At 66.0% G+C, this 23,994-nt stretch carries 24 protein-coding genes, 1 tRNA gene and 1 other RNA gene; 16 read left to right on the top strand and 10 right to left on the bottom strand.

Translation table 11 applies throughout. The features are described 5' to 3' along the window. Nucleotides 1-48: 48 nt before the first annotated feature. From ftsX to ACTDXD_RS00435, 9 genes are all read left to right on the top strand, one after another. Nucleotides 49-954 carry a permease-like cell division protein FtsX gene (gene ftsX / locus ACTDXD_RS00475; protein ID WP_440125281.1) on the top strand — a complete coding sequence of 302 codons (906 nt, stop codon included), beginning with the start codon at nt 49-51 and terminating at the stop codon, nt 952-954. 68 nt (nt 955-1,022) lie between these two features. Next, entirely contained in the window at nt 1,023-1,496 is a 474-nt protein-coding gene (smpB, locus tag ACTDXD_RS00470; RefSeq protein ID WP_169685965.1) for an SsrA-binding protein SmpB, read from the top strand. Between the two features lie 8 nt (nt 1,497-1,504). Beyond that, entirely contained in the window at nt 1,505-2,347 is an 843-nt protein-coding gene (locus ACTDXD_RS00465; RefSeq protein ID WP_440127477.1) for an EamA family transporter, read from the top strand. Between the two features lie 121 nt (nt 2,348-2,468). Then, nucleotides 2,469-2,839: a transfer-messenger RNA gene (gene ssrA / locus ACTDXD_RS00460) on the top strand. A gap of 120 nt (nt 2,840-2,959) precedes the next feature. Beyond that, nucleotides 2,960-4,588: a phosphoglucomutase (alpha-D-glucose-1,6-bisphosphate-dependent) gene (gene pgm / locus ACTDXD_RS00455; RefSeq protein WP_440125280.1), complete on the top strand. Its 1,629-nt coding sequence runs from the start codon at nt 2,960-2,962 to the stop codon at nt 4,586-4,588. A gap of 62 nt (nt 4,589-4,650) precedes the next feature. Next, nucleotides 4,651-5,886 carry an MFS transporter gene (locus tag ACTDXD_RS00450; protein ID WP_440125279.1) on the top strand — a complete coding sequence of 412 codons (1,236 nt, stop codon included), beginning with the start codon at nt 4,651-4,653 and terminating at the stop codon, nt 5,884-5,886. Between the two features lie 25 nt (nt 5,887-5,911). Beyond that, nucleotides 5,912-6,442 carry a MauE/DoxX family redox-associated membrane protein gene (locus ACTDXD_RS00445; protein ID WP_440125278.1) on the top strand — a complete coding sequence of 177 codons (531 nt, stop codon included), beginning with the start codon at nt 5,912-5,914 and terminating at the stop codon, nt 6,440-6,442. Then, nucleotides 6,439-7,188: a DsbA family protein gene (locus ACTDXD_RS00440; RefSeq protein ID WP_440125277.1), complete on the top strand. Its 750-nt coding sequence runs from the start codon at nt 6,439-6,441 to the stop codon at nt 7,186-7,188. Before ACTDXD_RS00445 ends, ACTDXD_RS00440 begins: the two co-directional genes overlap by 4 nt. 125 nt (nt 7,189-7,313) lie before the next feature. Next, nucleotides 7,314-7,386: transfer RNA gene (locus ACTDXD_RS00435), tRNA-Ala, on the top strand. Between the two features lie 98 nt (nt 7,387-7,484). Here ACTDXD_RS00435 and ACTDXD_RS00430 read toward each other — a convergent pair. Continuing rightward, nucleotides 7,485-8,168, bottom strand: a complete 684-nt coding sequence (locus tag ACTDXD_RS00430; RefSeq protein WP_440125276.1) for a type 1 glutamine amidotransferase domain-containing protein — start codon at nt 8,166-8,168, stop codon at nt 7,485-7,487. Between the two features lie 78 nt (nt 8,169-8,246). Further along, on the bottom strand, nt 8,247-9,002 hold the full coding sequence (locus ACTDXD_RS00425; protein WP_440125275.1) for an alpha/beta hydrolase: 756 nt from the start codon (nt 9,000-9,002) through the stop codon (nt 8,247-8,249). A gap of 61 nt (nt 9,003-9,063) precedes the next feature. On the opposite strand from ACTDXD_RS00425, the gene ACTDXD_RS00420 reads away from it, so the two are divergent. Beyond that, nucleotides 9,064-9,735: an NAD-dependent epimerase/dehydratase family protein gene (locus tag ACTDXD_RS00420; RefSeq protein ID WP_440125274.1), complete on the top strand. Its 672-nt coding sequence runs from the start codon at nt 9,064-9,066 to the stop codon at nt 9,733-9,735. Nucleotides 9,736-9,758: 23 nt separating this feature from the next. Here the strand turns inward: ACTDXD_RS00420 and ACTDXD_RS00415 are convergent, their stop codons facing one another. Further along, the gene (locus ACTDXD_RS00415) at nt 9,759-10,031 is read right to left on the bottom strand and encodes a hypothetical protein (protein WP_440125273.1); all 273 of its coding nucleotides are present in this window, start codon (nt 10,029-10,031) and stop codon (nt 9,759-9,761) included. A gap of 137 nt (nt 10,032-10,168) precedes the next feature. On the opposite strand from ACTDXD_RS00415, the gene ACTDXD_RS00410 reads away from it, so the two are divergent. Continuing rightward, nucleotides 10,169-10,498, top strand: a complete 330-nt coding sequence (locus ACTDXD_RS00410; protein ID WP_440127829.1) for a cupin domain-containing protein — start codon at nt 10,169-10,171, stop codon at nt 10,496-10,498. On the opposite strand, the gene ACTDXD_RS00405 is transcribed toward ACTDXD_RS00410, so the two are convergent. After that, nucleotides 10,493-11,368: a LysR family transcriptional regulator gene (locus ACTDXD_RS00405; protein ID WP_440125272.1), complete on the bottom strand. Its 876-nt coding sequence runs from the start codon at nt 11,366-11,368 to the stop codon at nt 10,493-10,495. The genes ACTDXD_RS00410 and ACTDXD_RS00405 overlap by 6 nt on opposite strands. 70 nt (nt 11,369-11,438) lie before the next feature. On the opposite strand from ACTDXD_RS00405, the gene ACTDXD_RS00400 reads away from it, so the two are divergent. After that, on the top strand, nt 11,439-11,804 hold the full coding sequence (locus ACTDXD_RS00400) for a YybH family protein (RefSeq protein ID WP_440125271.1): 366 nt from the start codon (nt 11,439-11,441) through the stop codon (nt 11,802-11,804). On the opposite strand, the gene ACTDXD_RS00395 is transcribed toward ACTDXD_RS00400, so the two are convergent. Continuing rightward, nucleotides 11,783-13,312 carry an AMP-dependent synthetase/ligase gene (locus ACTDXD_RS00395; RefSeq protein WP_440125270.1) on the bottom strand — a complete coding sequence of 510 codons (1,530 nt, stop codon included), beginning with the start codon at nt 13,310-13,312 and terminating at the stop codon, nt 11,783-11,785. The two genes, ACTDXD_RS00400 and ACTDXD_RS00395, sit on opposite strands and share 22 nt — an antisense overlap. Nucleotides 13,313-13,376: 64 nt before the next feature. Here ACTDXD_RS00395 and ACTDXD_RS00390 point away from each other — a divergent pair, with 64 nt between their 5' ends. Then, the gene (locus tag ACTDXD_RS00390) at nt 13,377-14,654 is read left to right on the top strand and encodes a LuxR C-terminal-related transcriptional regulator (protein ID WP_440125269.1); all 1,278 of its coding nucleotides are present in this window, start codon (nt 13,377-13,379) and stop codon (nt 14,652-14,654) included. 41 nt (nt 14,655-14,695) lie between these two features. Here ACTDXD_RS00390 and ACTDXD_RS00385 read toward each other — a convergent pair whose 3' ends face one another. Next, complete coding sequence (locus ACTDXD_RS00385) at nt 14,696-16,492, bottom strand: cutinase family protein (protein WP_440125268.1); 1,797 nt, start codon at nt 16,490-16,492, stop codon at nt 14,696-14,698. Between the two features lie 244 nt (nt 16,493-16,736). Between ACTDXD_RS00385 and ACTDXD_RS00380 the strand changes: the two genes are divergently transcribed. From ACTDXD_RS00380 to ACTDXD_RS00370, 3 genes are all read left to right on the top strand, one after another. Next, nucleotides 16,737-17,822, top strand: coding sequence for an S-(hydroxymethyl)mycothiol dehydrogenase (locus tag ACTDXD_RS00380; protein ID WP_440125267.1), 1,086 nt, complete (start codon nt 16,737-16,739; stop codon nt 17,820-17,822). Continuing rightward, nucleotides 17,819-18,457 (top strand): MBL fold metallo-hydrolase, encoded by a 639-nt coding sequence (locus ACTDXD_RS00375; protein ID WP_440125266.1) that lies wholly within the window; start codon nt 17,819-17,821, stop codon nt 18,455-18,457. Before ACTDXD_RS00380 ends, ACTDXD_RS00375 begins: the two co-directional genes overlap by 4 nt. A gap of 132 nt (nt 18,458-18,589) precedes the next feature. Beyond that, complete coding sequence (locus tag ACTDXD_RS00370; RefSeq protein WP_440125265.1) at nt 18,590-19,612, top strand: CobW family GTP-binding protein; 1,023 nt, start codon at nt 18,590-18,592, stop codon at nt 19,610-19,612. A gap of 47 nt (nt 19,613-19,659) precedes the next feature. Here the strand turns inward: ACTDXD_RS00370 and ACTDXD_RS00365 are convergent, their stop codons facing one another. The 4 genes from ACTDXD_RS00365 to ACTDXD_RS00350 form a co-directional block, all read right to left on the bottom strand. Then, nucleotides 19,660-21,099: a DEAD/DEAH box helicase gene (locus ACTDXD_RS00365; protein ID WP_440125264.1), complete on the bottom strand. Its 1,440-nt coding sequence runs from the start codon at nt 21,097-21,099 to the stop codon at nt 19,660-19,662. Between the two features lie 279 nt (nt 21,100-21,378). Next, a complete protein-coding gene (locus ACTDXD_RS00360; RefSeq protein WP_440125263.1) occupies nt 21,379-21,795 on the bottom strand; it encodes a molybdenum cofactor biosynthesis protein MoaE in 417 nt (138 codons plus the stop codon). After that, nucleotides 21,788-22,780 (bottom strand): bifunctional molybdenum cofactor biosynthesis protein MoaC/MoaB, encoded by a 993-nt coding sequence (moaCB, locus tag ACTDXD_RS00355; RefSeq protein WP_440125262.1) that lies wholly within the window; start codon nt 22,778-22,780, stop codon nt 21,788-21,790. Before moaCB ends, ACTDXD_RS00360 begins: the two co-directional genes overlap by 8 nt. Continuing rightward, entirely contained in the window at nt 22,777-23,970 is a 1,194-nt protein-coding gene (locus ACTDXD_RS00350; RefSeq protein ID WP_440125261.1) for a molybdopterin molybdotransferase MoeA, read from the bottom strand. Before ACTDXD_RS00350 ends, moaCB begins: the two co-directional genes overlap by 4 nt. Nucleotides 23,971-23,994: the final 24 nt, after the last annotated feature.

Raw genomic sequence — 23,994 nt, 5'->3', positions numbered from 1 at the left:
GCCCGTTCCGAGACCAGTCCATCCGGCAACCGAAGGACCTTGACTCCCATGCGCGTCAGCTTCCTGTTCAGCGAGGTCACCACCGGCCTGCGCCGCAACCTCACCATGACCGTTGCGATGATTCTCACCACCGCCATCTCGCTTGCGCTGTTCGGTGCGGGTCTGCTCGTCGTCCAGATGGCCGACAAGACGCAGAAGATCTTCCTCGACCGAGTAGAGATCCAAGTGTTCCTCACCGAGGACATTTCGTCGCTCGACCCGGAATGTGAACAGGAACTCTGCAGCACCCTGCGCACCGACCTCGAGAACACCGACGACGTGGTGTCCGTCCAGTACCTCAGTCGCGACGATGCGGTGGCAGACGCCACCGAGCGTGTCTTCGCGGACCAACCCGAATTGGCCGAGCTCGTCAGTCCCGAGAGTTTTCCCGCATCGTTCAAGGTGAAGATGTCGGATCCGTCGAGCTTCGCGATCATTCAGACCGATTTCGCGGAGCGGCCGGGTGTGGACAGCATCCTCAACCAGCAAGACCTGGTCGAGCGGTTGTTCGGTGTGCTCGGAGGCATCCGTAACGCGGCCTTCGCGATCGCGACCATCCAGGCCGTCGCGGCGATCCTGCTCATCGCCAACACCGTGCAGATTGCCGCTTTCACTCGCCGCACCGAGGTCGGCATCATGCGCCTGGTCGGTGCAACCCGCTGGTACACCCAGCTGCCGTTCCTCCTCGAAGCCGTCGTGGCCGCGATCGTCGGTGCAGCCCTTGCCATCGGCGGATTGTTCGCTGCCAAGTCGCTGTTCGTCGACGACATGCTCGCCGAGGTCTACGGCGCGAACATCGTTGCGAGAATCACCGACAGCGACATCCTGCTCGTCGCTCCCTTCCTCGTACTCGTCGGCGTGGGCATGGCGGCGATCACCGCGTACGCGACGTTGCGCTTGTACGTGCGTGAATAACGATTTGTGCGGGTTCCTATGCTGGACTGTGTTCCACTTCGCCCGATTTGAACCTGAAAGGCCTGCACGTGAAGGAAAAGGGCCGGAAGGTCATCGCCACGAACCGTAAGGCGCGGCACAACTACGCCATCCTCGATACGTACGAGGCGGGCATCGCGCTTGTCGGTACCGAGGTGAAGGCCCTACGGGAAGGGAAGGCGTCTCTCGTCGACGCGTTCGCGACGGTCGACGACGGGGAGGTATGGCTGCGCGGGTTGCACATCCCGGAGTACGGGCACGGCACCTGGACCAACCATGCTCCGCGTCGCACCCGCAAGCTGCTGCTGCACCGGCGGGAGATCGACGCGCTGGTCGGCAAGACCCGTGAGGGCAACCAGACGTTGGTTCCGCTCTCGATGTACTTCTCGGACGGCAAGGTCAAGGTCGAGTTGGCACTCGCCAAGGGCAAGCAGGACTACGACAAGCGGCAGGATCTTGCCCGTCGTACCGCCGAACGCGAGGTGACCCGCGAACTCGGCAGGCGGGTGAAAGGTATGCGCTGACCGCGGTCCTGTTGGCTCTCGTGGCCGCGGTCGGCTACGGAGTCAGCGATTTTCTCGGTGGTGTCGCTTCTCGGCGGGCCACCGCACTGTCGTTCGTCGTTGCCTCGTATCCGCTGTCGCTGGTGATCGTCCTTGTGATCGCACCGTTCGCGGGCGGTGACGTGACGGCGGAATCTCTGGTCTGGGGTGCCGCGTCGGGCCTGTTCGGTGGCTTCGCGGTGTGGTGGTTCTACCGTGCCCTCGCATCCGGCCCGATGTCGGTGGTATCGCCGGTGACTGCGCTGCTCGTAGCTGGAATCCCCGTTCTCGCGGGCCTCGTCACAGGGGAGCGTCCCGGGCCGCTCGCGGGGATCGGAATCGTCGTCGCGCTCGTGGCGGTCGTGCTCGTCAGCAGGGAGTCGCACGAGACCGTCGGTGGCGACAACCATCCGGCCTTCACCATTCGTGTCGCGGGACTCACCGCAGCGGGTGGTGTGGCGTTCGCACTCACGTTCATCTCGCTCGACCAGGTCCCCGATGGAACCGGTCTGTGGCCGCTGGTGTTCCAACGTCTCTCCGCGACCGCCGTCGTGTGGGCTGTTGCCGTGGCCGTGCGGCAGTTCACCGGTCCGCCACGGATGTTGTACCCGCATGTCGTCGCCGTCGCACTGCTCGACGTGGTGTCGAACGCCGCGATGATGTTCGCATTCCAGGGTGGGATGCTCTCGCTGGTGAGTGTCGTCGGAGCTCTGTATCCCGCGGCCACGGTGCTGCTGGCGCTCGTCGTGTTGGGAGAGCGACTCGGTCGCGGCCAGTACACAGGCATGGCGCTCGCGTGTGTGTCGGTCGCGATGATCACCTCCGCGACTTGAGCGCTCGACTCGGTCATCAGGGGTTGTGAGCGGCGTCATCCGGACAATCCTGGAAAAGGGAATGACATCGGGTGCGGGTGACGTTAATGTAGGTAGTCCTGCGAACGTCGCAGGCGCGTACGGGGCTGAACGGTTTCGACTACGTACGTTGAGTCAAGGGAAGCGTGTCGGTGCAGGCAAGAGACCACCGTAAGCGTCGCTGCAACCAATTAAGCGCCGATTCCAATCAGCGCGACTACGCTCTCGCTGCCTAAGTAGCGAAGCGTGTCTGTCAGTCCGATCTCGCCCTCGGGTCGGGTACTGGCATCAGCTAGAGGGCTCTACCTACCGGCTCGGTCACGGAGTCGGATGGGACATCAAACAGTGACTGGGATCGTCATCACGGCTTGTTCGCGAGACCGGGAGATCCAAGTAGAGGCATAGCGGACTGCACACGGAGAAGCCTTGGCAAGGCGGCGGAGGACCCGGGTTCGATTCCCGGCAGCTCCACCAACACGCACGAAGGCCCCGGACCGAATCACAGATTCGGTCCGGGGCCTTCGTCGTGTTCGCGGTCGGGTGCCGCCCGTCGCGGGCAAGATGGTCACCACACGCGTTCGACGAGGAGGACCCATGGCGCATGAACGAGCGGGGCGACCGGCAGCACCCGAGGATCTGGTCGACCTCGCGCATCTGGTGACTGCCTATTACACGGTCCGTCCGGACCCCGAGAACCCACTTCAGCAGGTGGCGTTCGGCACTTCAGGGCACCGTGGGTCGAGCCTCGACGCCGCCTTCAACGAGCAGCACATCCTCGCCACCACCCAGGCCATCGTCGAGTACCGCGCAGCACAGGGAACGACCGGGCCGCTGTTCCTCGGCCGCGACACGCACGCGTTGTCCGAGCCCGCGTGGACCACCGCGCTCGAGGTTCTGATCGCCAATGACGTCGACGTCGTGATCGATTCGCGTGATCGGTACACACCGACCCCGGCGGTCAGCCACGCGATCCTGCGCCACAACTCCGGCGCCGGTGTAGCTGCGGACGGAATCGTCGTGACCCCGTCACACAATCCGCCCCGCGACGGGGGTTTCAAATACAACCCGCCGCATGGCGGACCAGCCGACTCCGAGGCCACCTCTGCCGTCGCAGCCCGCGCCAACGAACTCCTCGCGGCGGGCCTCGCGGGCGTCAAGCGCGTACCGGCGGTCGCCGCACTTGCGGCGGCCGGCCGCTACGACTTCCTCGCCACCTACATCGACGATCTCCCGAACATCGTGGATCTCGACGCGATCCGGGGTGCGGGGGTGCGCATCGGAGCAGATCCGCTCGGTGGTGCGTCCGTCGACTACTGGGGCGAAATCGCCGACCGGCACCGCCTCGACCTCACCGTCGTCAACCCCCTCGTCGACGCCACATGGCGATTCATGACACTCGACACCGACGGCAAGATCCGGATGGACTGCTCGTCACCGAACGCGATGGCGTCGCTCATCGGTGCACGCCACAAATACGACCTTGCCACCGGCAACGACGCGGATGCGGACCGCCACGGCATCGTCACCCCCGACGGTGGTCTGCTCAACCCCAACCACTATCTGGCGGTGGCCATCGACTATCTCTTCCGGAACAGGCCGGGCTGGTCGGATGCAAGCAAGGTCGGCAAGACGCTCGTGAGCTCGTCGATGATCGATCGCGTCGCGGCCGGGCTGGGACGTGAGCTGCTCGAAGTGCCAGTGGGCTTCAAATGGTTCGTGCCGGGTCTGCTCGACGGGAGCCTCGGATTCGGGGGAGAAGAAAGCGCGGGTGCCTCCTTCCTGCGTCGCGACGGGTCGGTGTGGTCCACCGACAAGGACGGCATCGTGCTCGCGTTGCTGGCCGCCGAGATCACCGCGGTGACCGGTGCGACGCCCTCGCAGCGTTACACCCAGCTCGCCGGCCGGTACGGAGATCCGGCCTACGCGCGGGTCGACGCGCCGGCGACGCGAGAGCAGAAGGCGATCCTCGCGAAGCTGTCGTCCGAGCAGGTAAGCGCCACCGAGCTTGCGGGCGAGACGATCACCGCGACGCTCACCGAGGCACCAGGCAACGGCGCGGCGATAGGTGGGCTGAAGGTGACCACCGAGAACGCGTGGTTCGCGGCGCGTCCATCGGGCACCGAGGACGTGTACAAGATCTACGCCGAATCGTTCAACGGCCCCGAACATCTCGCTCAGGTCCAGGACGCGGCACGCGAACTGGTGTCGTCGGTATTGGGCTGACACACGGCGCACGTCGGGCTCGCACCGAGCACGGTCGTGCGCATCGCTAACATTGCCGCATCATGCGTACACGTGACGTGGCTCTGCCGCGGGAAATCTGGGTACTCGTCGCGGCGAGCTTCGTCATCGCCCTCGGCTTCGGTCTCGTCGCTCCCGCGTTGCCGCAATTCGCACGGAGCTTCGACGTCGGAATCACTGCGGCGACGGTGGTCATCTCGGCGTTCGCGTTCATGCGACTCGCATTTGCTCCGGCCAGCGGATTGCTCGTCCAGAAGCTCGGCGAGCGGCCGATCTACATCACCGGTGTTCTCATCGTCGCGGTCTCCACGGGCGCGGTCGCTTTCGCCCAGACCTATTGGCAGCTCCTGGTCTTCCGGGGGCTCGGCGGTATCGGCTCGACGATGTTCACCGTGGCTGCGCTGGGGCTGCTCGTGCGCATCGCTCCGCCCGATGCGCGTGGACGCGTGTCCGCGCTGTACGCGACGAGCTTTCTGCTCGGCAACATTGCAGGGCCGCTGCTCGGCGGGGCTCTCGTCGGCCTCGGCCTGCGAGCGCCTTTCCTCATCTACGCGGTCGCGCTGCTCGTGGCGGCCTCAGTGGTCTGGATCAGTCTTCGCAAGTCTCACCTCGCGCAACCGGCCTCGGCTGATGGCGCTCCCGTGATGAGGCTGCGCACCGCGCTCCTGTCGTCGACCTATCGCGCGGCGCTCACCTCGAACTTCGCCAACGGATGGGTGGTGTTCGGTGTCCGGGTGGCCATGGTCCCGCTGTTCGTCGTCGAAGCCCTGAACCAGAGCGAAGGCATCGCGGGCGTCGCACTGACCGCGTTCGCGGTGGGTAACGCGCTCGTGCTGGTCAAGTCCGGTGCATGGTCCGATAGATACGGACGGCGTCCGTTCGTGCTCACCGGGCTCGTCGTCTGCGGTGTGAGCACCGTCGTGATGGGCTTGTCCTCAGACCTCACGGTGTTCCTGATCACGTCTGCCGTGGCCGGCGTGGGATCCGGCCTGATCAACCCGTCGCAGCAGGCTGCGATCGCCGATGTGGTGGGCAGTAAAGCGCGCGGGGGACCAGTGCTCGCCACGTTCCAGATGACCTCGGACATCGGGGCAGTGGTCGGCCCGATCGCTGCAGGCATGATCGCTGAGCGCTGGTCCTATTCGGTGGCGTTCGGTGTGACGGGGGCGATCATGCTGGCGGCGGTGATTCCGTGGGCCTTTGCGCGGGCACCGCGTCAGGATGCGCCGGCGACCGAACCGGTCGTACAGAAGCCTGTGACCGGCGATACGGATCGCTGACCGGTGGGTCTGTAGTGTCGTGCCCGTGTGGATTCGTATCGTCTCCGCAGCGGCACGGCTCGGCCTCGCCGCGGTGTGGCTGATCTCCGGGTGGATCAAATTCGCCGATCCGACGCAGACCGTTGTCGCGGTGCGCGCATATCAACTTCTTCCTACCGACCTGGTGAGACCTGCGGCCGCGGCGCTTCCGATGGTCGAACTCGTCCTCGGGCTCCTGTTGCTGGTAGGGCTCGCGGTGCGGCCGGCGGCGGTGCTGTCCGGGGTGACGCTGGTTGTGCTCATCGGTGCGATCGTGTCGGCCTGGAGCCGAGGTCTGTCGATCGACTGCGGATGCTTCGGAGGTGGCGGCGTGGTGGAAGGGATCGACAGCGGAGACTATGCCCGCGAGATCGCCCGCGATGTCGGCTTCCTCGCGTTGTCGGTGTGGCTGGCCGTCTTTCCGCGCACGCCCCTTGCGCTCGGTCCGCATTCCAGGGTGGCTCTCAGGATGAACTCAGACCCCGGTGGCAAAGTGGAGCCGGACAATTCACCGATGAACGAAGGACAGCATTCGTGAGTGCGAAGAAGGTCAAGCCGGTCAAGTATTCGCCGGAGCCTACATCGAACACATCCACCTACATCCTCGGTGGTATCGCGGTCGTGATCATTGCGGTCCTCGTTATCGGAGGAGTGCTGTGGCAGTCGGGAAGCACCGACTCCCGCAATGACGGGTACGGCGCTGTCAGCAACGCTGCGGTCGACGTCACCCTCGACGACGACGGCACGATCCTGCTCGGCGTGCCGGACGCTGCTACCACCATCGACATCTTCGAAGACCCGATGTGCCCGTACTGCGCCGAACTCGAGCACAAGCACGGACAGGAACTGGCACAGGCGATCGACGAAGGCACTGTCGCGGTGCGGTACCACATCCTCGCGTTCCTCGACCGGCTGTCGAGCAGTGGCGATTACTCGACCCGAGCGGTCGCTGCGAACCAGTGTGTCGCGGAGACCGGTGACGCGATCGCATTCTCGGCCTTCCATGCCGCCCTGTTCTCTCCCGACAATCAGCCCGGGGAAGGCGGCGACAGCGATCACAGCAACGAGCAGCTCGCGCAGATGGCACGAGACGCCGGAGCCTCGGACGACGCAGTGTCCTGCATCGCGGACGGAGCCCGCGTCGAGCAGGCAACGGTGTCTGCGGAGGCCGGTCGGCAGCTTCTTGCCACCACAGGTGCAGCAGGAACCCCTGCCGTAATCCGCAGCGGAACCGTCATCGATGCGCTCGGCAACGACAATTGGGTGTCCGAACTCGCAGGCTGAAGGCGTCGGGCGGCGACGAGCGCTCGTGCTTGTCGCCGCCCTGACCAGGCGATTTGTTGGCTCAGAGAGCGATGGTGTAGTTTTTCTTTCAGCGCAAGGGGTCACCCCGGTGCGAAAAAGAATATGGGGCTATGGCGCAGCTGGTAGCGCACCACACTGGCAGTGTGGGGGTCAGGGGTTCGAGTCCCCTTAGCTCCACCGAGTGAATCCCCTCCGACATCATCGGAGGGGATTTCGCGCGCTCCGGGAACTACGAGGTCGCTGCGGCGGGCGTCATGATTCGGTACCGCACGGCTTCAGAGAAGGGCAACAACCCGTTTGGCGGTTGCTTTGGCCGATCCGGGGTTCTGCCCGGTCACAAGGTTGCCGTCGATGGCGGTGTAGGAGACGAAGGGCAGCTTGGCCTTCTCGTAGAGCGCGCCGCGTTCTTTGGCTCGTTCCTCGGCGTTGTAAGGGACAAGCTTGTCGACGCGAGCGAGGACTTCTTCGATCCAGGCGAAGCCGGTCATCTTCTTGCCTGCGATGAGGTAGGACCCGTCGGTGAGCCGGATGTTGAGCAGTCCGCAGTAGCCGTGGCAGACGGAGGAGACGATGCCGTCGCGCTCGTAGATCCCGCGGGCGATGCGTTGCAGTCCTTCGCTGTCGGGGAAGTCGTACATGACGGCGTGGCCACCGGTGAAGTAGATGGCGTCGTAGTCGGCGGAATCGACCTGGTCGGGGCGGAGTGTCTTCTCGAGCAGCGCCATTTTGGAGGGGGCGTTGCGCCAGGCCTTTGCGGTCTTGTCGTAGTTGGGGAACTTCAGGGAGCGCGGTTCGAGCGGTACGGCCCCACCGGCCGGGCTGACCAGGGTCTGCTCGAACCCTGCTTCGTCGAAGACGTGCCAGGCGTGGGTGAGCTCGGAGAGCCACAGTCCGGTCGGATGGTCGGCGTCGTCGTAGTGGCCTACGTTGGTGACGACGTTGAGGATGCGCTTGGGCATGGGCTGGTCCTTCGGGCGGAGGTGATGTCCGCTGGCTCTGGGTGATGCCAGGGCCGGAGGGCTTGTTCGGTGCGGGTGCTACTGCAGGGCCGTCTCGAGTGCGTCGATCGCTAGGTGCCGGGCGACGTTGGCGGCCTTGGTGTCGCGCAGACTGTCGAGGAGCAGGAAGTCGTGGACCATGCCTTGCACCCGCACCGAGGTGACGTCGACACCGGCCGCGCGCAGCTTGTTGGCGTACGACTCGCCCTCGTCGCGCAGCACGTCGGCCTCGTCGGTGATCACCAGCGTGGTCGGCAGGCCCTTCAAGTCCTCGAGCGTCGCCTGCAGCGGGGCGGCGTACTTCTCGGCCCGCTGAGCGGGGTCGGTGGTGTAGGCGTCCCAGAACCACTTCATCCCGTCGCGGGTGAGGTAGTAGCCCTCGGCGAACTGCAGGTAGGAGGGCGTATCGAAGTCGGCGTTGGTGACCGGGTAGAGGAGGACCTGGGCTTTGAGATCGATGCCGCCGCGGTCCTTGTTCATGAGGGCGAAGACCGTCGACATGCAGCCCCCGACCGACTCGCCGGTGACGGCGATGCGGGAGGAGTCCAGGCCGTGGTCGGCTCCGTGCGCAAGGACCCACAGGCCGACGGCGTAGTTCTGCTCGACCGGGGTGGGGTAGCCCTTCTCGGGTGCGCGATCGTAGACCGGGAACACTCCCGCTGCGCCGGCGCCGACGGCGAGTTCGCGAAATAGTCGATCGTGGGTGTACTCGTCGCCGAAAACCCAACCGGCGCCGTGGATGTAGAAGACCACCGGCAGCGATGCCACCACCGCAGCCGTCGAGGGCAGTGACATCGCCTACCTGACCGTCGGCCTGCCGATCGACTCCGAGCTGTGGGAGCAGCAATTCCCGGCGATGATGGCCAACACCATCGCCGCCTGCCGGAAGCACGGCACCAAGCTGGTGTTCTTCGACAACACCTACATGTACCCGCGCACCCACACGCCGCAGATCGAGGACACCGCATTTCAGCCGATCGGCCGCAAGGCGACCGTGCGGGCCAGGATCGCGAACATGCTTCTCGACGAGATGCGCGCCGGCACCATCGAGGCCGTCATCTGCCGCGCGCCGGAGTTCTACGGACCGGGCAAGACCAAGAGCCTCACCAACACGGCCATCTTCGAGCGGATCAAGCAGGGCAAGCGGCCCGTTGTCCCGATCAACGCCCACGCCCGGCGGAGCATCATCTGGACCCCGGACGCCAGCCGCGGGATGGGCCTGATCGGTAATACTCCCGACGCCTACGGCCAGACCTGGCACCTCCCGATCGACCCCGACCGCCTCACCTATTCGGAGATGATCGAGATCGCGTCCGACGTGATCGGCAGGAATATCCCCTACCACACCGTCCCGGAGGCGGCCTTCAAAGTTCTCGGCCTGTTCAACGCCTCGGTCAAGGAGGCGAACGAGCTGATGCCTCGCTATCGCCAGGACAACCTCTTCGACTCCTCGAAATTCGCAGCCCGTTTTCCCGGCTTCGACGTCACGACCTACCGCGATGGGATCGCCCGGATCCTCAACGGATAGCAGTTCGAGCCGGAGCTGCCTGACTACCTCGCCTCGGCTGCGCCCGCTACGCGCTCTCCCCGGTACATGATTGACCCCGCGTTGAGAGCCAGTAGGTCGAGGGGAGTGTTGCTGAGGTGTTCCCGGGGCAGGTCGGCGAAGGTGCGGACAGAATTGAGGCACGCCAGATCAACCGGAATGAAGTCCGGCGACACCGTACGCGCACCGACGAGCAGATCCATGCCCGCCTGGCAGGCCAGCTGTGCGGCGACTTCTCCGAATCCTGAACTGCCGACGGTCATCACGATGGTGTTCATGAGGTTCCTCCCGTTCGATCGGTCGTAGTGTCGTGTCCAGTCAACGACGCTGCCGAGAGTGATCCATCCTTGCGACTCTCGTACAGATGGGGCGCGCGTACACCGAACCGGCGAACTCACCGATCTAAGCTGGTCACATCGACCTTCTGACCGATCTTCTCGATGGGGTCCGATCCCGCGGTGCGGTGCTCGATCGGGCCGGGATGGCCCGTGGCTGGTCGATTCGTATCGCTGATGGCGCACCGTTGATGCTCGTCATGGTTATCGACGGTCACACGTGGGTGCTCCCCGACGAGGCCGAGTCGGTCCGGGCCGGGCAGGGTGACGTCCTGATCGTCAGCGGGCAGTCGCCGTACACGGTGGCCGATCAGTCGGGAATCGCGCCTCAACTCGTCACTCGGACCGCTGGTGTCCAGCCCTCGGACTACCGAAACGCGTATCGGACCTACCAGAGCACCGAGTCATGAGCCGAACGCGTGTCGCAGATGGGTGAGCAGGGCTCCCAGCGCAGGACTTGCCGGGGCCGACCAGATCAGCGACAACGTCGCTGAGACGTCGATGTCGTCGATGACGGTGATCGAAAGCCCTGCCCGCTGCGACACCATCGATTCGCTCAGGATCGCAACGCCGAGGCCTCGCACGGCGAGATCGATCACCGCGTCGGGCGCACTCGCCTGCATTGCCATGGCCGGTTCGATACCGCGAGTACGGCATGCAATGTCGAGGACCGATCGGATGCCGGTACCGGTGGGCAGGCACACCAGCGGGTGGGACGTGACCTCGGCGAGCCCGACTCGAGGCCGCCGCGCCAGCGGATGTTCGTCGGGTGCCACCGCGACGAGCCGGTCGCGGATCAGGAGGATCGACTCCACACCGTCGGGAGGGCCGTACGCCGTGCCGACGAGCGCAACATCCATCTCACGTGACCGTACTCGCTCGACCAGGCGATCGGACGCGTCCTCCAGCAGTGCGATCTCGACGCCGGGATGAGCGTGATGGAACAGCGACAATGCGTCGAACAGGGGAGTTACCGTGCACGCGGTGACCATTCCGACAGTCAGCTCGCCTCGGATCACCGCCCCGACCTCATCGACCGCGATTCGCATCGCCCTGGCGGAATCCAGTGCTGCCCTGGCGTGTTCGAGGGCGGCTTTGCCTGCGGTAGTGAGTCCGGCGGTACGCGACGAACGCTCGAACAGCCGGGCGCCGAGTTCGCGTTCGAGCTGCCGGATCTGCGCGCTCACACCCGACTGACTGATGTGCACGCGCTCGGCGGCACGAGTGAAATTGCGTTCCTCGGCGACCGCTACGAAGTACTCGAGTTGCCTCAGTTCCATAACCAGAGATTCTAGTTCTGGCAAGAACAATCTGTTGGACTTCTCAACCGAGGTACTCGACGCTGGAGGCATGACACACGAGATGCAGTACGAGAAGGCCTACCGCCCAGAGGACCTCACAAGGATGTTCGTCGAACGGTCCAACGCGGGCGATGCGGACGGTGTGGCAGCACTCTACGAGGAGAGCGCGGTGATGGCGTACCCGCCGGGGCAGACAACCGTCGGACGGGCTGCGATCCGGGAACTGTGGGCTGCGGTCCTCGCCACCCGGCCACGATTCGAGCTGGAAGCGCCGCTGCCGACATTGGTCAGCGGCGACATAGCGCTGACGAGCACGCCTCCCGGTGACGGTGCCGGGGCGCGAGTGCAGGTCGTGCGCCGGCAGTCGGACGGCAGCTGGCTACGCCTGCTCGATCAACCGGAATTCCGGAGCTGACCATGCTCGTACAGGCCGGAAGCGACTGCCGCGTATCGTGCGAGCACCCGGTCGCGGATCGGTCTACCGGCCTCGTTCCGGTCGTGCGTGTCCAACGGTGTGCGGATCACCGCGAACCGGCGGACCTTCTCCCAACGGTTCAGGGTTGCATTCAACCGGTCGAGGGCGGCATCGACCGCCGGATCGGGGAGTGCGGTGAACACGAGTCCCACACAGTATGGGCGTAATTCGCCGTCGACGACGAGTTCGGCACCTGGCAGCACTGCACGAAACCGTTCGGAGATCGCCTCTGGGCATACGTACTTACCGGTGCTGGTCTTGAAGACTTCCTTCTTGCGTCCGGTGACCGTGACGAACCCGTCAGCATCGATTCGAGCGAGATCGCCCGTGTGGAACCAGTATTCTGAGTCGAGCGCTGCGGCTGTCTCCGCTGGGTCGTGGTCGTATCCCGTCATCACCCCGGGGCTGCGGATGAGGAGTTCACCGGAGGTGCTGATGCGAATCCGTGTGCCGGGCAAGGGAACACCGACCGTACCTATGCGCCGCATCCCGGGAAGGTTCGCGCATGCGGGTCCGGCAGTCTCGGTGATCCCGTAGCACTCTAGGACGGGTACTCCGCGACGCTCGAAGCGCTCGAGCACCTCGGTGCTCAACCGTGCAGAACCCGAGATCGTGAAACGCAATCGACCACCGAGATCCCCACTGTCGAGGTTGCAGACCTTCGTGAGCACGTGCGGAACCGATCCGAGAAACGTCGGCCGGGTGGCCCGCAGGTTGTCTGCTACGCGGTCTGCGCGACCGTCCACTGCGGTGGGGAAGCCGACCTGTATCCCCATCAGCAGCAATGTACGACCGAACACGTGCGCGAGGGGAAGCCACAGCAGCTGACGGTCTGCTGGGGAGACGATGCCGGTCTGTGCCACCGCGCCGGCGCCGTAGGTCGCGGCGCGCTGGGTCAGGCACGCGCCTTTGGTCCGGCCGTCGTCGCACGCCGTATAGATGAGCCACGCCGGATCGTCCGCGGTCAGTGCCGCGATCCGGCGGGGCACCGCTTCGGGGTCGGAGGACAGCAGCGCGCGGCCTTCCGCGGCGAGATCGTCGAGCCGATCGAGTCGTTGAACGGGACTGCTGAGAACCGGCCGGTCGGCGAAGGTGAGCACAGCGCGGGCCCGATGGATCTGCGTACGGGTTTCGTCGTCCCGCGTAGCCGGATAGATCGGGACCGTGACGGCGCCGGCACACGCGATGGCGAGATCGGCGAGGATCGCGGAGAAGCTCGTGGCGGCGCATATCGCGACCCTCGTACCGGCGACGACCCCGCGGGCGATCAACCCCGCTGCCAGCGGCACGACCGCGGCATGCACATCTGCCCATGTGGCGGAGCGCCAGTCGTCACCGTCCGGGTACGTGTAGGCCTCCGCGTCGGGGGTGCGGCGTACCCGGTCGAGGAGCAGGTGCGGCACGGTGCCGGGCCTGTTGTCGGTGCTCGGAGTGATCCCAGCGCCCATACCCGAACACCTCCTACCCGCGACATGGGATGAATCGGATGATACCGGCCGATATCGTGGGTCCGTGAGTACTGCACCGCCTCGTCCCGACATCCTGATCACCGACATGAGGGACGTACTGGTGGGCCCGCTGACAGAGATCGGCCAGCGCTTCTCGGTGTTGATCGATACCCTCGTTCCGCACAGCGCACTCGTGGTGTTCACACGTGAATGCACCGGACGGCCGCGCAAGGTCGCGGGCGATCCCACAATCGTCGAGCGGGTCACGATTGCGGAGCTCGACCGCATCCGTACCGAATTGACGGCGGGGGAGATCCGCCGCAGTCCGGCGCGCGTTGCGGGGCGAGACCGGGACGTGTGCGTGATACTGGATCGCACCGAGACCCTTCTCGTCCTGGTACCACGCGGAGCGCGGACCTCCGCTGCTTCTCTCGAGCTCGTGCGGTCGCTGTTCACGATCGTCGCGACCGGGATCCAGCTACAGGTACACAGCGCGAGCCCCGCCTATCTCGCGGAATCGAGGGCAGCGTCGGCAGAGCGTGCGCGTACCGTCGCCGAACTCACGGAAGCGCACGCGGTCACCCTGGAAACGATCCTGGCGACCCTGCGTTCGAAGGATCTCGACGACAGCCGTGCCCGCACCACGGCACGCGAAACCGCGACGGGAGCATTGATCGCACTGCGCTCGGCCGTCGACGCGCACCGCGAGCTGGCCGAAGAGGCGGTAACGACAGCGTTCGCCCGGATGCACGGTGAATTGCGCTCTCTCGTCCGTCACCGCGACCTCGAATTGGAAATGGTGAGTCCACCCGTCCACGGACGAGCGCTGCCCGGAGAGGTCGCGCACGCTGCCCGCGCGTTGGCTCGCGGAGCGGTCCTCGCCATGTCGGCGCAGAGCGAGGTCAGGCGTATCAGGGTTGCGTGGAGCTGCGACGGCGCGCAACTCGGCATCGATATCCGTGACGACGGGCGAGGCGAGGTCGACGCGGCCGAACTCGAACGTCAGCTACGCGACCGGGTCGAAACCATGGGCGGCACGATCGAATCCGAGTCGACCGACGGGTGGGGCTGTCGCGTGAGTGCGACGTTGCCCCTGGACCTTCCGATACCGACACCCGGTGGAGCCGCGACCGATGCTCTGGCAGGACTCGGCGCTCGCGAGATCGAGGTTCTCGAGCACCTCGTCGCGGGCCGACGCAACCGGGTGATCGCAGAGCGGTTGGGAGTCAGCGAGTCCACGGTCAAGTTCCACGTCGCGAGCCTCATGAGAAAACTCGACGTCAGTACCCGCGGTGAGGCAGCGGCACTCGGTGCGGAAGCCGGTGTCAAAGCCGCGGGCTGACGTCGAGTTCGTGACTCGGACTCTGATTCCCGGGTCGTAGGTCAGGCTGCTGCGGGTTCCCGCACCGACGTGGTGGTGGTGGTCGGCTGCGGTGCCTTCGTTGTTGCAGTGGATCCCGAGACCTGCTGCTCGGGTGAGGTCACGCTGCCGTCACCCGCAGGCGGTGCGGGTGTGGCCGCTGTGGGTGACGGGGTCAGCCCGGGTGCCGGGATGTCGAGCCCCCCGGCCGGTGGGGTCGCGCCGGGAGCGGGTACGGCGAGCGGATCCACCGGTGCGGTGCCGCCGGCAGGCGCGGTGCCCTGGACCGGTGCGGGGACCACTGCCCCCGGCGCCGGCGCGGTGCCGTCGGTCGGGACGGTGCCGTCGGTCGGGACGGTGCTGTCGGTTGCAGGAACCGCGGTCGACGATGTGGTGGGCGTGGTCGAGGTGGCCTCGACCGCAAGAACCTCATCGCTCGCGATACCGAGCTTCGCGGTGTTCGGGTCGACATCTGTCTTCACCGACTCGCCGTTCTTCGCCTGCTCGGCGAGGTGGGTCAGCCATGCAGCCGCGTACTCGGCGGAGGTCATCGGCTTGCCTTCGCCGTTGTCGCGCCAGTAGTCGAAGTGGTGCCCGGTGCCGGGGCCGAGGGTCTGCTGGTACGGATCGCTCAGCGCCACCTGGAGAGTGTTCTGGTTGTCCTCGATGAAACCGACGACCTCCTTGAACAGTTTCTCCGGGAGGTACGCAAGGTTCGCGAGACGGTCGGCCGGGATCGGCCCCTCGGTACCATCGGCGCCGCTGGCCGAAACATTCTTCACCGCAGGATCGTTCGGAACATAGGCCGGGTCCGACACCTTGATCAGCACATCGAGGAAGGTCTCGTCCGATTGCATCCACTCGTCGTTCGCAGAAATGTCGGCGAGGGCAGCCAGTGCCACGCCGCTGAGAACCTGGGCGACGTTCATACCAGTTTCCGGAGTGAGCCCGTCACGCTGCAACGCATCGATGTTGAGCTGCCTGCCGACGTTGATCGCGAGCTGCAGGAGCGCGATGTTCTCGGGCGCCGAGCACGTCAGGTCGCCTTCGGAGCAGAACGACGCGACCTTGCCGTCGAGCGCACCGAATCCGCCGCCGGTATCCGGCAGTGCGCCGCTTCCGGAGGCGCTGTGCTGCCCGTCCTGGTACTTGCGGTCGAATCCGTCGGGATTACTGTACTCGTTCTCCGCCCCCGGGAACGGCCCCTCACCTGCGCCGCGCCCGGCATCGGCGAGGATCACCACGCCGACGACCGAATCGGGATCGATGATGTCGTACGACCCGTCCTCGTTCGGCTTCTGGTTGCCGATCTCCTGGGCGGCCCGACGCGCGACATCAGCGCCCTGGCTGTACCCGACGATCGCGAACTTCGTGTCGGGGCACGAAACCTGGATGGCCTGGATGATCGTCTTCGTGTTCTCCACGCCGCCGTTGACGGCCTCCTCATATGAGTCCATATGAGCCGGGTAGTCGACATAGACGGCTGCGTAGGACTCGTCGCCCACCGTGTTCCGCGGTGCGTTGACGACCGGGTCCACCCAATGGCTGTGGTAATCGTCCGACAGCGCTGCGGGCAGCGTGGTCCCGTCCGGCGTGACCAGCATCTTGCTCTGGTCACGCGGCGCGTCGCCTCTGCCGCCGAGCGAGATGGTCACCATGTCGTAGCAGTCCTGTGTCGACACGACGAGTGCCGGGTCTGCGGTGGTGGGCACGTTCGGCTGTGCCACTGCGATCGCGACGATGGCCGCGACGCCGAGCGTGACAGGAGCCATGACGCCGGCGAGAATCCGGCGTCGGGACGACGAGTTATGAGTTGCCATGGGCAATTACCATTCCGATCTCACCATTCGGAAGAATCCGGGCGGGAATTACGAGCGGGTCACCACACACGTCGCGGAAACTTACTGCCGCGTTACATATCGACGAATCTTCGCCGATAGCAGCGGCTGGTCGTTCGGACAGGTGGGTCCCGTCCTTCGATCAGGTTCGGAGAGCCGGGTGGGTCGATAGGGTCGTGGCGGAGGCCGATCAGGCTCCGTACACCGTCACGAAGGAGACACCACCATGTCGCAGACAGTCCGGGGAGTTGTTGCACGTGCGAAGGGTGCGCCCGTCGAGGTCGTGCCCATCGTCATTCCGGATCCGGGACCGGGTGAGGTTGTTGTCGCGATCGCCGCGTGCGGCGTGTGCCACACCGACCTGCACTACCGTGAAGGCGGCATCAACGACGAGTTCCCGTTCCTGCTCGGTCACGAGGCGGCGGGTGTCGTCGAATCGGTCGGTGACGGCGTCGACTCGGTGGAGGTGGGCGATTTTGTCGTACTGAACTGGCGCGCCGTGTGCGGTCGGTGTCGCGCGTGCAAACGAGGCCAACCCCAGTACTGCTTCGATACCTTCAACGCCACTCAGAAGATGACCCTCGAAGACGGAACCGAACTGAGCCCCGCCCTCGGTATCGGCGCGTTCGCCGACAAGACCTTGGTACACGCAGGCCAGTGCACCAAGGTCGACCCGACTGCCGATCCCGCCGTCGTCGGGCTGCTCGGCTGTGGCGTGATGGCGGGCTTGGGTGCTGCCGTCAACACCGGCGGCGTCACCCGAGGCCAGTCCGTCGCCGTCATCGGCTGCGGCGGTGTCGGCGACGCCGCAATCATGGGGGCACGTCTCGCAGGCGCAGGCACGATCATCGCCGTCGATCGCGACGACAAGAAGCTCGAGTGGGCCACCGACCTCGGCGCCACCCACGTGATCAACTCGACGAACGTCGACGCGGTCGAACGCATCCAGGAGATCACCGGAGGATTCGGCGCCGATGTGGTCATCGACGCGGTCGGCCGTCCCGAGACATACAAACAGGCGTTCTACGCCCGCGACCTGGCAGGCACGGTCGTCCTGGTCGGTGTACCGACCCCCGACATGACCCTCGAGATGCCGCTGATCGACTTCTTCTCGCACGGCGGGTCGCTCAAGAGCTCGTGGTACGGCGACTGCCTGCCCGAGCGCGACTTCCCGACCTACGTCGACCTCTACCAGCAGGGGCGGCTTCCGCTCGAGAAGTTCGTCACCGAGCGCATCGGCATCGACGACGTCGAAAAGGCGTTCGACACGATGCACCGCGGTGAAGTCCTGCGTTCGGTGGTGGTGTTGTGAGCGCGACGAGCCCCATCAGAATCGACCGGGTCGTCACATCGGGTGTGTTCGCGCTCGACGGCGGTGAATGGGAGGTCGACAACAACATCTGGCTCGTCGGCAACGACGACGAGGTGGTGGTGATCGATGCTGCGCACAGCGCACAGCCCATCATCGACGCCGTCGATGGTCGCAAGGTCGTGGCGATCGTGTGCACGCACGCGCACAACGACCACATCACCGTTGCGCCGGAACTCTCGGAGCGCCTCGACGCGCCGATCCTGCTGAACCCGGCCGACAACATGCTGTGGGAGATGTCCCATCCGGGGGTCGCGCACGGGACGCTCGAGGACGGCCAGCGGATCGCTGTTGCGGGTACCGATATCCAGGCGATCGCGACGCCGGGCCATTCACCGGGCTCGACCTGCCTGTACGTGCCGGAGGCCGGGGAACTGTTCACCGGCGACACCCTGTTCTCGGGTGGCCCCGGCGCGACCGGACGCTCCTTCTCGGACTTCCCGACGATCATCGGCTCGATCCGCGACAAGCTGTTCGCTCTGCCTGCCGAGACGACAGTGCACACCGGGCACGGCGACGGCACCACCATCGGTACCGAATCGCCGCATCTCGAGGAGTGGATCAAGCGAGGCAGCTGACACCACCCGTGCACGGTTCCGGTAGCGCCTGCTACCGGAACCGCGCACGGCACGTCGAGGGTGGGTGACTCGGCCGACGGCGGCACGTCCTAGCATGGGTTGCCCGGGCGAACGACGGTCGAGGAGGAACACATGGCGAAACGGAAGATTCCGGTCGTCGTTGTCGCCGGTTTCCTCGGGTCGGGTAAGACCACATTGCTCAACCATCTGCTGCGCAATACGCGGGGCGCCCGAATCGGGGTGATAGTCAACGACTTCGGTTCGGTCAACATCGACTCGATGATGGTTGCCGGTCAGGTCGACTCGATGGTGTCGCTCAGCAACGGATGTCTGTGTTGCGCGGTCGATGTCAGCGACATGGACGCGATGCTCGACAAACTTGCGCACCCGAAATCCGATCTCGACGTCATCGTCGTCGAGGCGAGTGGGCTGGCGGAACCGCGCAATATGATCCGGCTCATCGTGAGCTCGGAGAACGAGCACATCACCTACGGGGGACTGGTGCTCGTCGTCGACGCATACGAGTTCGACACCACGCGGGAGCGGCATCCCGAACTAGACCAGCACGTTGCGATGGCCGACCTGATTCTGCTCAACAAGACCGATCGCGTCGACACCGACACCCACGACGATCTGCTCGGTCGCCTGTGTGGACTCAATGCACGCGCGGCGGTGGTCTCGACCGAGCGCGGTCGGATCGACCCGGGTCTGCTGTTCGATTTCTCCGAACGCGCCGAACCGCGAGCCGGCGAACAGCTCACCCTCGACGACCTTCTGCGCGAACACGATGAGCACGACCATCGGCACCTGCACGACGGATACGATTCCATCACCTTCGAAAGCGACGCGCCCTTGCATCCGCGCGCACTCGTAGATCTCCTGGAGAATCAGCCCGCCGGAGTATTCCGGATCAAGGGGTACGTGACGGTCACCGCGGGACTGCGCTCGACCCGATATCTGTTGCAGACGGTCGGCGACCATATCCGATTCGAGCCACCCGGTCGCGGCGACGACGCCCGGGGAGCCACCCGGCTCGTCGTCATCGGGGCCGATCTGGATGCTGACGCCGTTCGCGAGCAGCTGGATCGATGTGTGGCGGGCGAACCGGTGTCGGCGGACGCGATGTACGCCGTCCACCGGTTCACGCCACGCTGAAGCACCTTCCCGCGAGGGTCTTTCATCGTGCAGCTGCGCTGCGGTGCCTAACGTGCAGCTGCGCTGCGGCGTGGTGCCCGACGCTGGCCGCTCCCTGCGCCGCCACCCTGACCGGCCGCTGTACGACGGCCACCCGTGCTGCCCTGGCGTGCAGCGGAGCCAGTGCGTGCACCCGAGCCCTGCCGGCCCGAACCGCCCTGGCGTGCCCCACCTTCGCGTACACCGGCGCCCTGCCGGGACCCGCCGGCGCGGCGTGCACCGCCGGATCGCGCCGGTCGGTTGGAACCGGACGTCGCGGCCTGCTTCGGAGCCGGCGGCACGTGCGGCGCGATCTCGCCGACAAGCGCGAGGACGTGCTCGGAACTGGCGGTGGACTTCACCGGAGTGACGTTGATCGACGCCTTGCGCATGATGGTCGCGAGGTCCTTGCGCTGATCCGGTAGCACGAGGGTCACCACATCGCCTGCGCTGCCTGCACGCGCGGTCCGTCCGGACCGGTGCAGGTAGGCCTTGTGCTCGGCAGGGGGATCCACGTGCACGACCAGTTGTACGTCGTCGACGTGCACGCCGCGCGCCGCGACGTCCGTTGCGACCAGGACACGCGCCTCACCCGACGAGAATGCAGCCAGGTTGCGGTCGCGCGCGTTCTGCGACAGGTTGCCGTGCAGGTCCACCGCGGGGATACCGGAGTCGGTGAGCTGCTTGGCGAGCTTGCGAGCCTGATGTTTGGTGCGCATGAACAGGATTCGGCGTCCCGTCCCCGACGCGAGGGTGCGCACGAGGTCCTTCTTCGCATCGACGCCTGCGACGTCGAACACATGGTGGGTCATCGCGGCGACGGGAGAGTTGGCCTCGTCGACGGAATGGAGGATCGGGTTGCTCAGGAACTTCTTGACGAGCTTGTCGACACCATTGTCCAGCGTCGCCGAGAACAGCAGTCGCTGTCCGTCTTTTGCGGTGGCGTTCAGGATACGGGTGACGCCGGGCAGGAATCCGAGGTCGGCCATGTGATCCGCCTCGTCGAGGACGGTGAGCTCGACCGCATCGAGGCTCACGAAGCCCTGACGCATCAGGTCCTCGAGGCGGCCCGGGCAGGCGATGACGATGTCGACGCCGCGTCGGAGGGCTTCGACCTGACGGTTCTGGGACACGCCACCGAAGATCGTGGTGACCCGCAGGCCGGCGGTGTGGGCGAGAGGCTCGACCACAGCGGCGATCTGGGTTGCGAGTTCGCGGGTGGGGGCGAGCACCAGGCCGCGGGGGCGTCCGGCAGCGCGCGTCGAACCTCCGGAGAGGCGAGCAGTCAGTGGGATGGAGAAGGCGAGGGTCTTGCCGCTGCCCGTGCGGCCGCGGCCGAGGACGTCGCGACCCGCGAGCGAATCGGGAAGGGTATCCGCCTGGATAGGGAACGGACTGGTGATGCCCGAGTCGCTCAGTGCGGCGACGAGAGGACGGGGAACCCCGAGATCGGAAAAGGATGTGGTCATAGAACAGCGCTGCCTTTCACTGCGGCGTGTGTGCACGCATACGGGACCGGTCCCGAGATGGTGCGGTGTGATCGCCGCGAGGAAGGCCGATGAAGTGCGCTTGCGGGCCGGGCACGATCCCGGGCCGCCGGTATCCCACGACGGTGGATGTCGTCGTGACACCCGAACTGGGTCAGCCTACCCCACCGGTTGCCGAGCCACGTCCGCGCAGTGGAGCGGACGGTGTCTTTGCTCGACTCGGGAGGGCGGAGGTGCCGTTCGCGCGGGGAGAGGAGGCGGTCAGCAGACGCCGACCCACTCGGATACTCCGTCGGCGAATTGCTGCCTTTTCCAAATGGGCACTTGATGTTTGATGCGTTCGACGAGTTCGGCGCACGTTGCGAAAGCCTCCTTGCGGTGTGGCGAAGCCACTGCCGCGACGAGCGCGAGATCGCCGATGGTGAGTTCGCCCACTCGATGGACCGCAGCTACCGGAAGACCGGACTCCGCCGCCATCTCGTCGCAGACCCGGCGCAGGAATGCCTCGGCATCGGGGTGCGACATGTACTCGAGGGCCGCCACTGCCTGGCCACCGTCGTGGTTGCGCACCACACCGGTGAACACCACCACCGCGCCGTACTCGGGTCCGGCGACTGCGGCCTCCACCGCAGCGGGATCCAACGGCTCCGAGGAAATTCGTGCCAACATCTCACTCATGGGCTCCGCCTCCGGATACTTGCGCCAACAGATGATCGAGGATCGGGTCGAGTGCGGCGAGCCCGTCCTTCACTCCGCCCGGCGAGCCGGGCAGATTCACCACGACCGTGTGTCCGGCAAGCCCGGCGACGCCGCGGGAGAGGACCGCGTGCGGAGTGACGTCGAGCCCGCGGCGACGGATCGAATCGGCGACACCGGGCAGCTCGCGGTCGAGTACCGCGAGGGTCGCCTCGGGTGTCCTGTCGGTGGGGGATGCTCCGGTGCCGCCGGTGGTGATGACCAGCGCGGGACTGCCGGTGAGGGCGTCGGCGAGGCCCGAGGAGATCTGCGCGTCGGCGTAGATCAGTGGTCCTCGTACGGAGAACCCGCGTGCGGTGAGCCACTGTTCGATGGTCGGACCGGTCTTGTCGTCGCGCGTGCCCGCGGCGACACCGGTCGAGGACACTACGACGACAGCGGAACGCGCTGATGCCGATTCGGTCGCGGGCACTGATGCGTCGTTCTGGTCAGGAGCATCGTCACGAACCCATCGTCCACGCTTGCCGCCCTCCTTCGACACCAGACGTACCCCGTTGAGTACCGCTGCGGGGTCGACCGCTTTGACCATGTCGTGCAGGGTTAGTCCGGCGACGGCCACAGCGGTGAGTGCCTCCATTTCGACCCCGGTCGGGCCGGTGGTCTTTGCGACCGCCTCGATCGTGATTGTCGTGTCGGTGAAACCGAACGTCACTTTCACCGTCGACAGGGCAAGCTGGTGGCACAGGGGAATCAGTTCCCACGTGCGCTTGGCGGCGCCGATGCCTGCGAGGCGGGCGGTGGCCAGTACGTCTGCCTTCGGCATGTCGTCGGCGCGGACGAGCGCGATCACCTCGGCGGTGGTCGCCAACTCGCCTGCAGCGACGGCGACTCGATGCGTATCGCTCTTCGTCGAGACGTCGACCATGCGCGCGCGGCCTTGATCGTCGAGGTGGCTCAATTCGCTCACAGGGGAAGCACTTTCACGAGATCTCCGGATACGAGGGTGGTGGTGTCGGGGTCGATGTCGATGAGCGCATCGGCGCTGGCCAGTCCGGCAACCAGGTGAGAACCGTGTCCGGGTAGCGGCACCACATTGTCGCCATCGAGACGGGCGCGCAGGAACTGACGACGGCCCGGGATGGACTCGAGTCCGCTCACGAGCGGCCGTGTGCCGGACGCGATTGCAGGCAGCCCCGCGATGTCGCGCAGGAGCGGACGGGCGAAGATCTCGAACGAGACCAGTGCGCTCACAGGGTTACCGGGGAACGTCAGGATCGGTACGCCATCGACGACGGCGGTGCCCTGCGGTCCGCCGGGTTGCATTGCCACCGACACGAAGGTGCCGCCGCGAGGCTCGAGGGTGTCCTTGACGACCTCGAAATCGCCCTTCGAGACGCCGCCGGAGGTGAAGACGACATCGGCGACGGCCACTGCGTGGGCGATCATGGCAGCGAACTCCTCGGGATCGTCCTCGCAGTGCGCGATCGAGGCGACCTCGGCGCCGTTCGCGGCGGCGCTCGCCGCGAGAGCGGGACCGTTCGAGTTGTAGATCTTCCCGGGCCCGAGTGCTTCGCCAGGGGTGACGAGCTCACTGCCGGTGGAGATCACCGCGACACGGGGACGGCCCCGAACAGGCACGTCGGTCAGGCCGACTGCGGCGAGGACCGAGATGTGCCGGGCCGCGAGAACCGTGCCTGCGGGGAGCAGAAGCTCCCCGGCGTGCACATCGCTGCCGGTCTCGCGCACGTACGTGCCGGGGGCGGCAGTGCGATGCACGGTGACGGTACCCGCCGCGTCGTCCGTCTCGGTGTCCTCGACCGGAACGACCGCATCGGCACACTCGGGGATCGGAGCACCGGTCATGATCTTGAGTGCGGCGCCTCCGGCCAGGGTGGAGACCGCGTCTCCGGCGGCGACGACGGCCTGCACGGTCAGAGTGACGGGCACGGAGGCGACCGACGCCGCGTCGACGGCGTAACCATCCATCTGAGAGTTCCGGAACGGAGGAAGCGAGATCGGTGCATGGACCGGTTCGGCCAGTGTCCGGCCCAGCGACCGTGCAAGGGGCACCTGGACAGAAGGTATCGACCGGAGCGGTTCGAGAAGCTCCGCTACGTGCTGTGCATGTTCCTCCACGGACCGCCTGCCGCCTGCCATGGCGACTACCGTACCGGTGCCGTT

Origin of the sequence: Rhodococcus sp. SJ-3, assembly GCF_051918125.1 — a bacterium.
Classification (GTDB): Bacteria; Actinomycetota; Actinomycetes; order Mycobacteriales; family Mycobacteriaceae; genus Rhodococcus.
The sequence above is the reverse complement of the archived record's forward strand: the minus strand, read 5'-3'. Positions and strand labels throughout refer to the sequence as shown.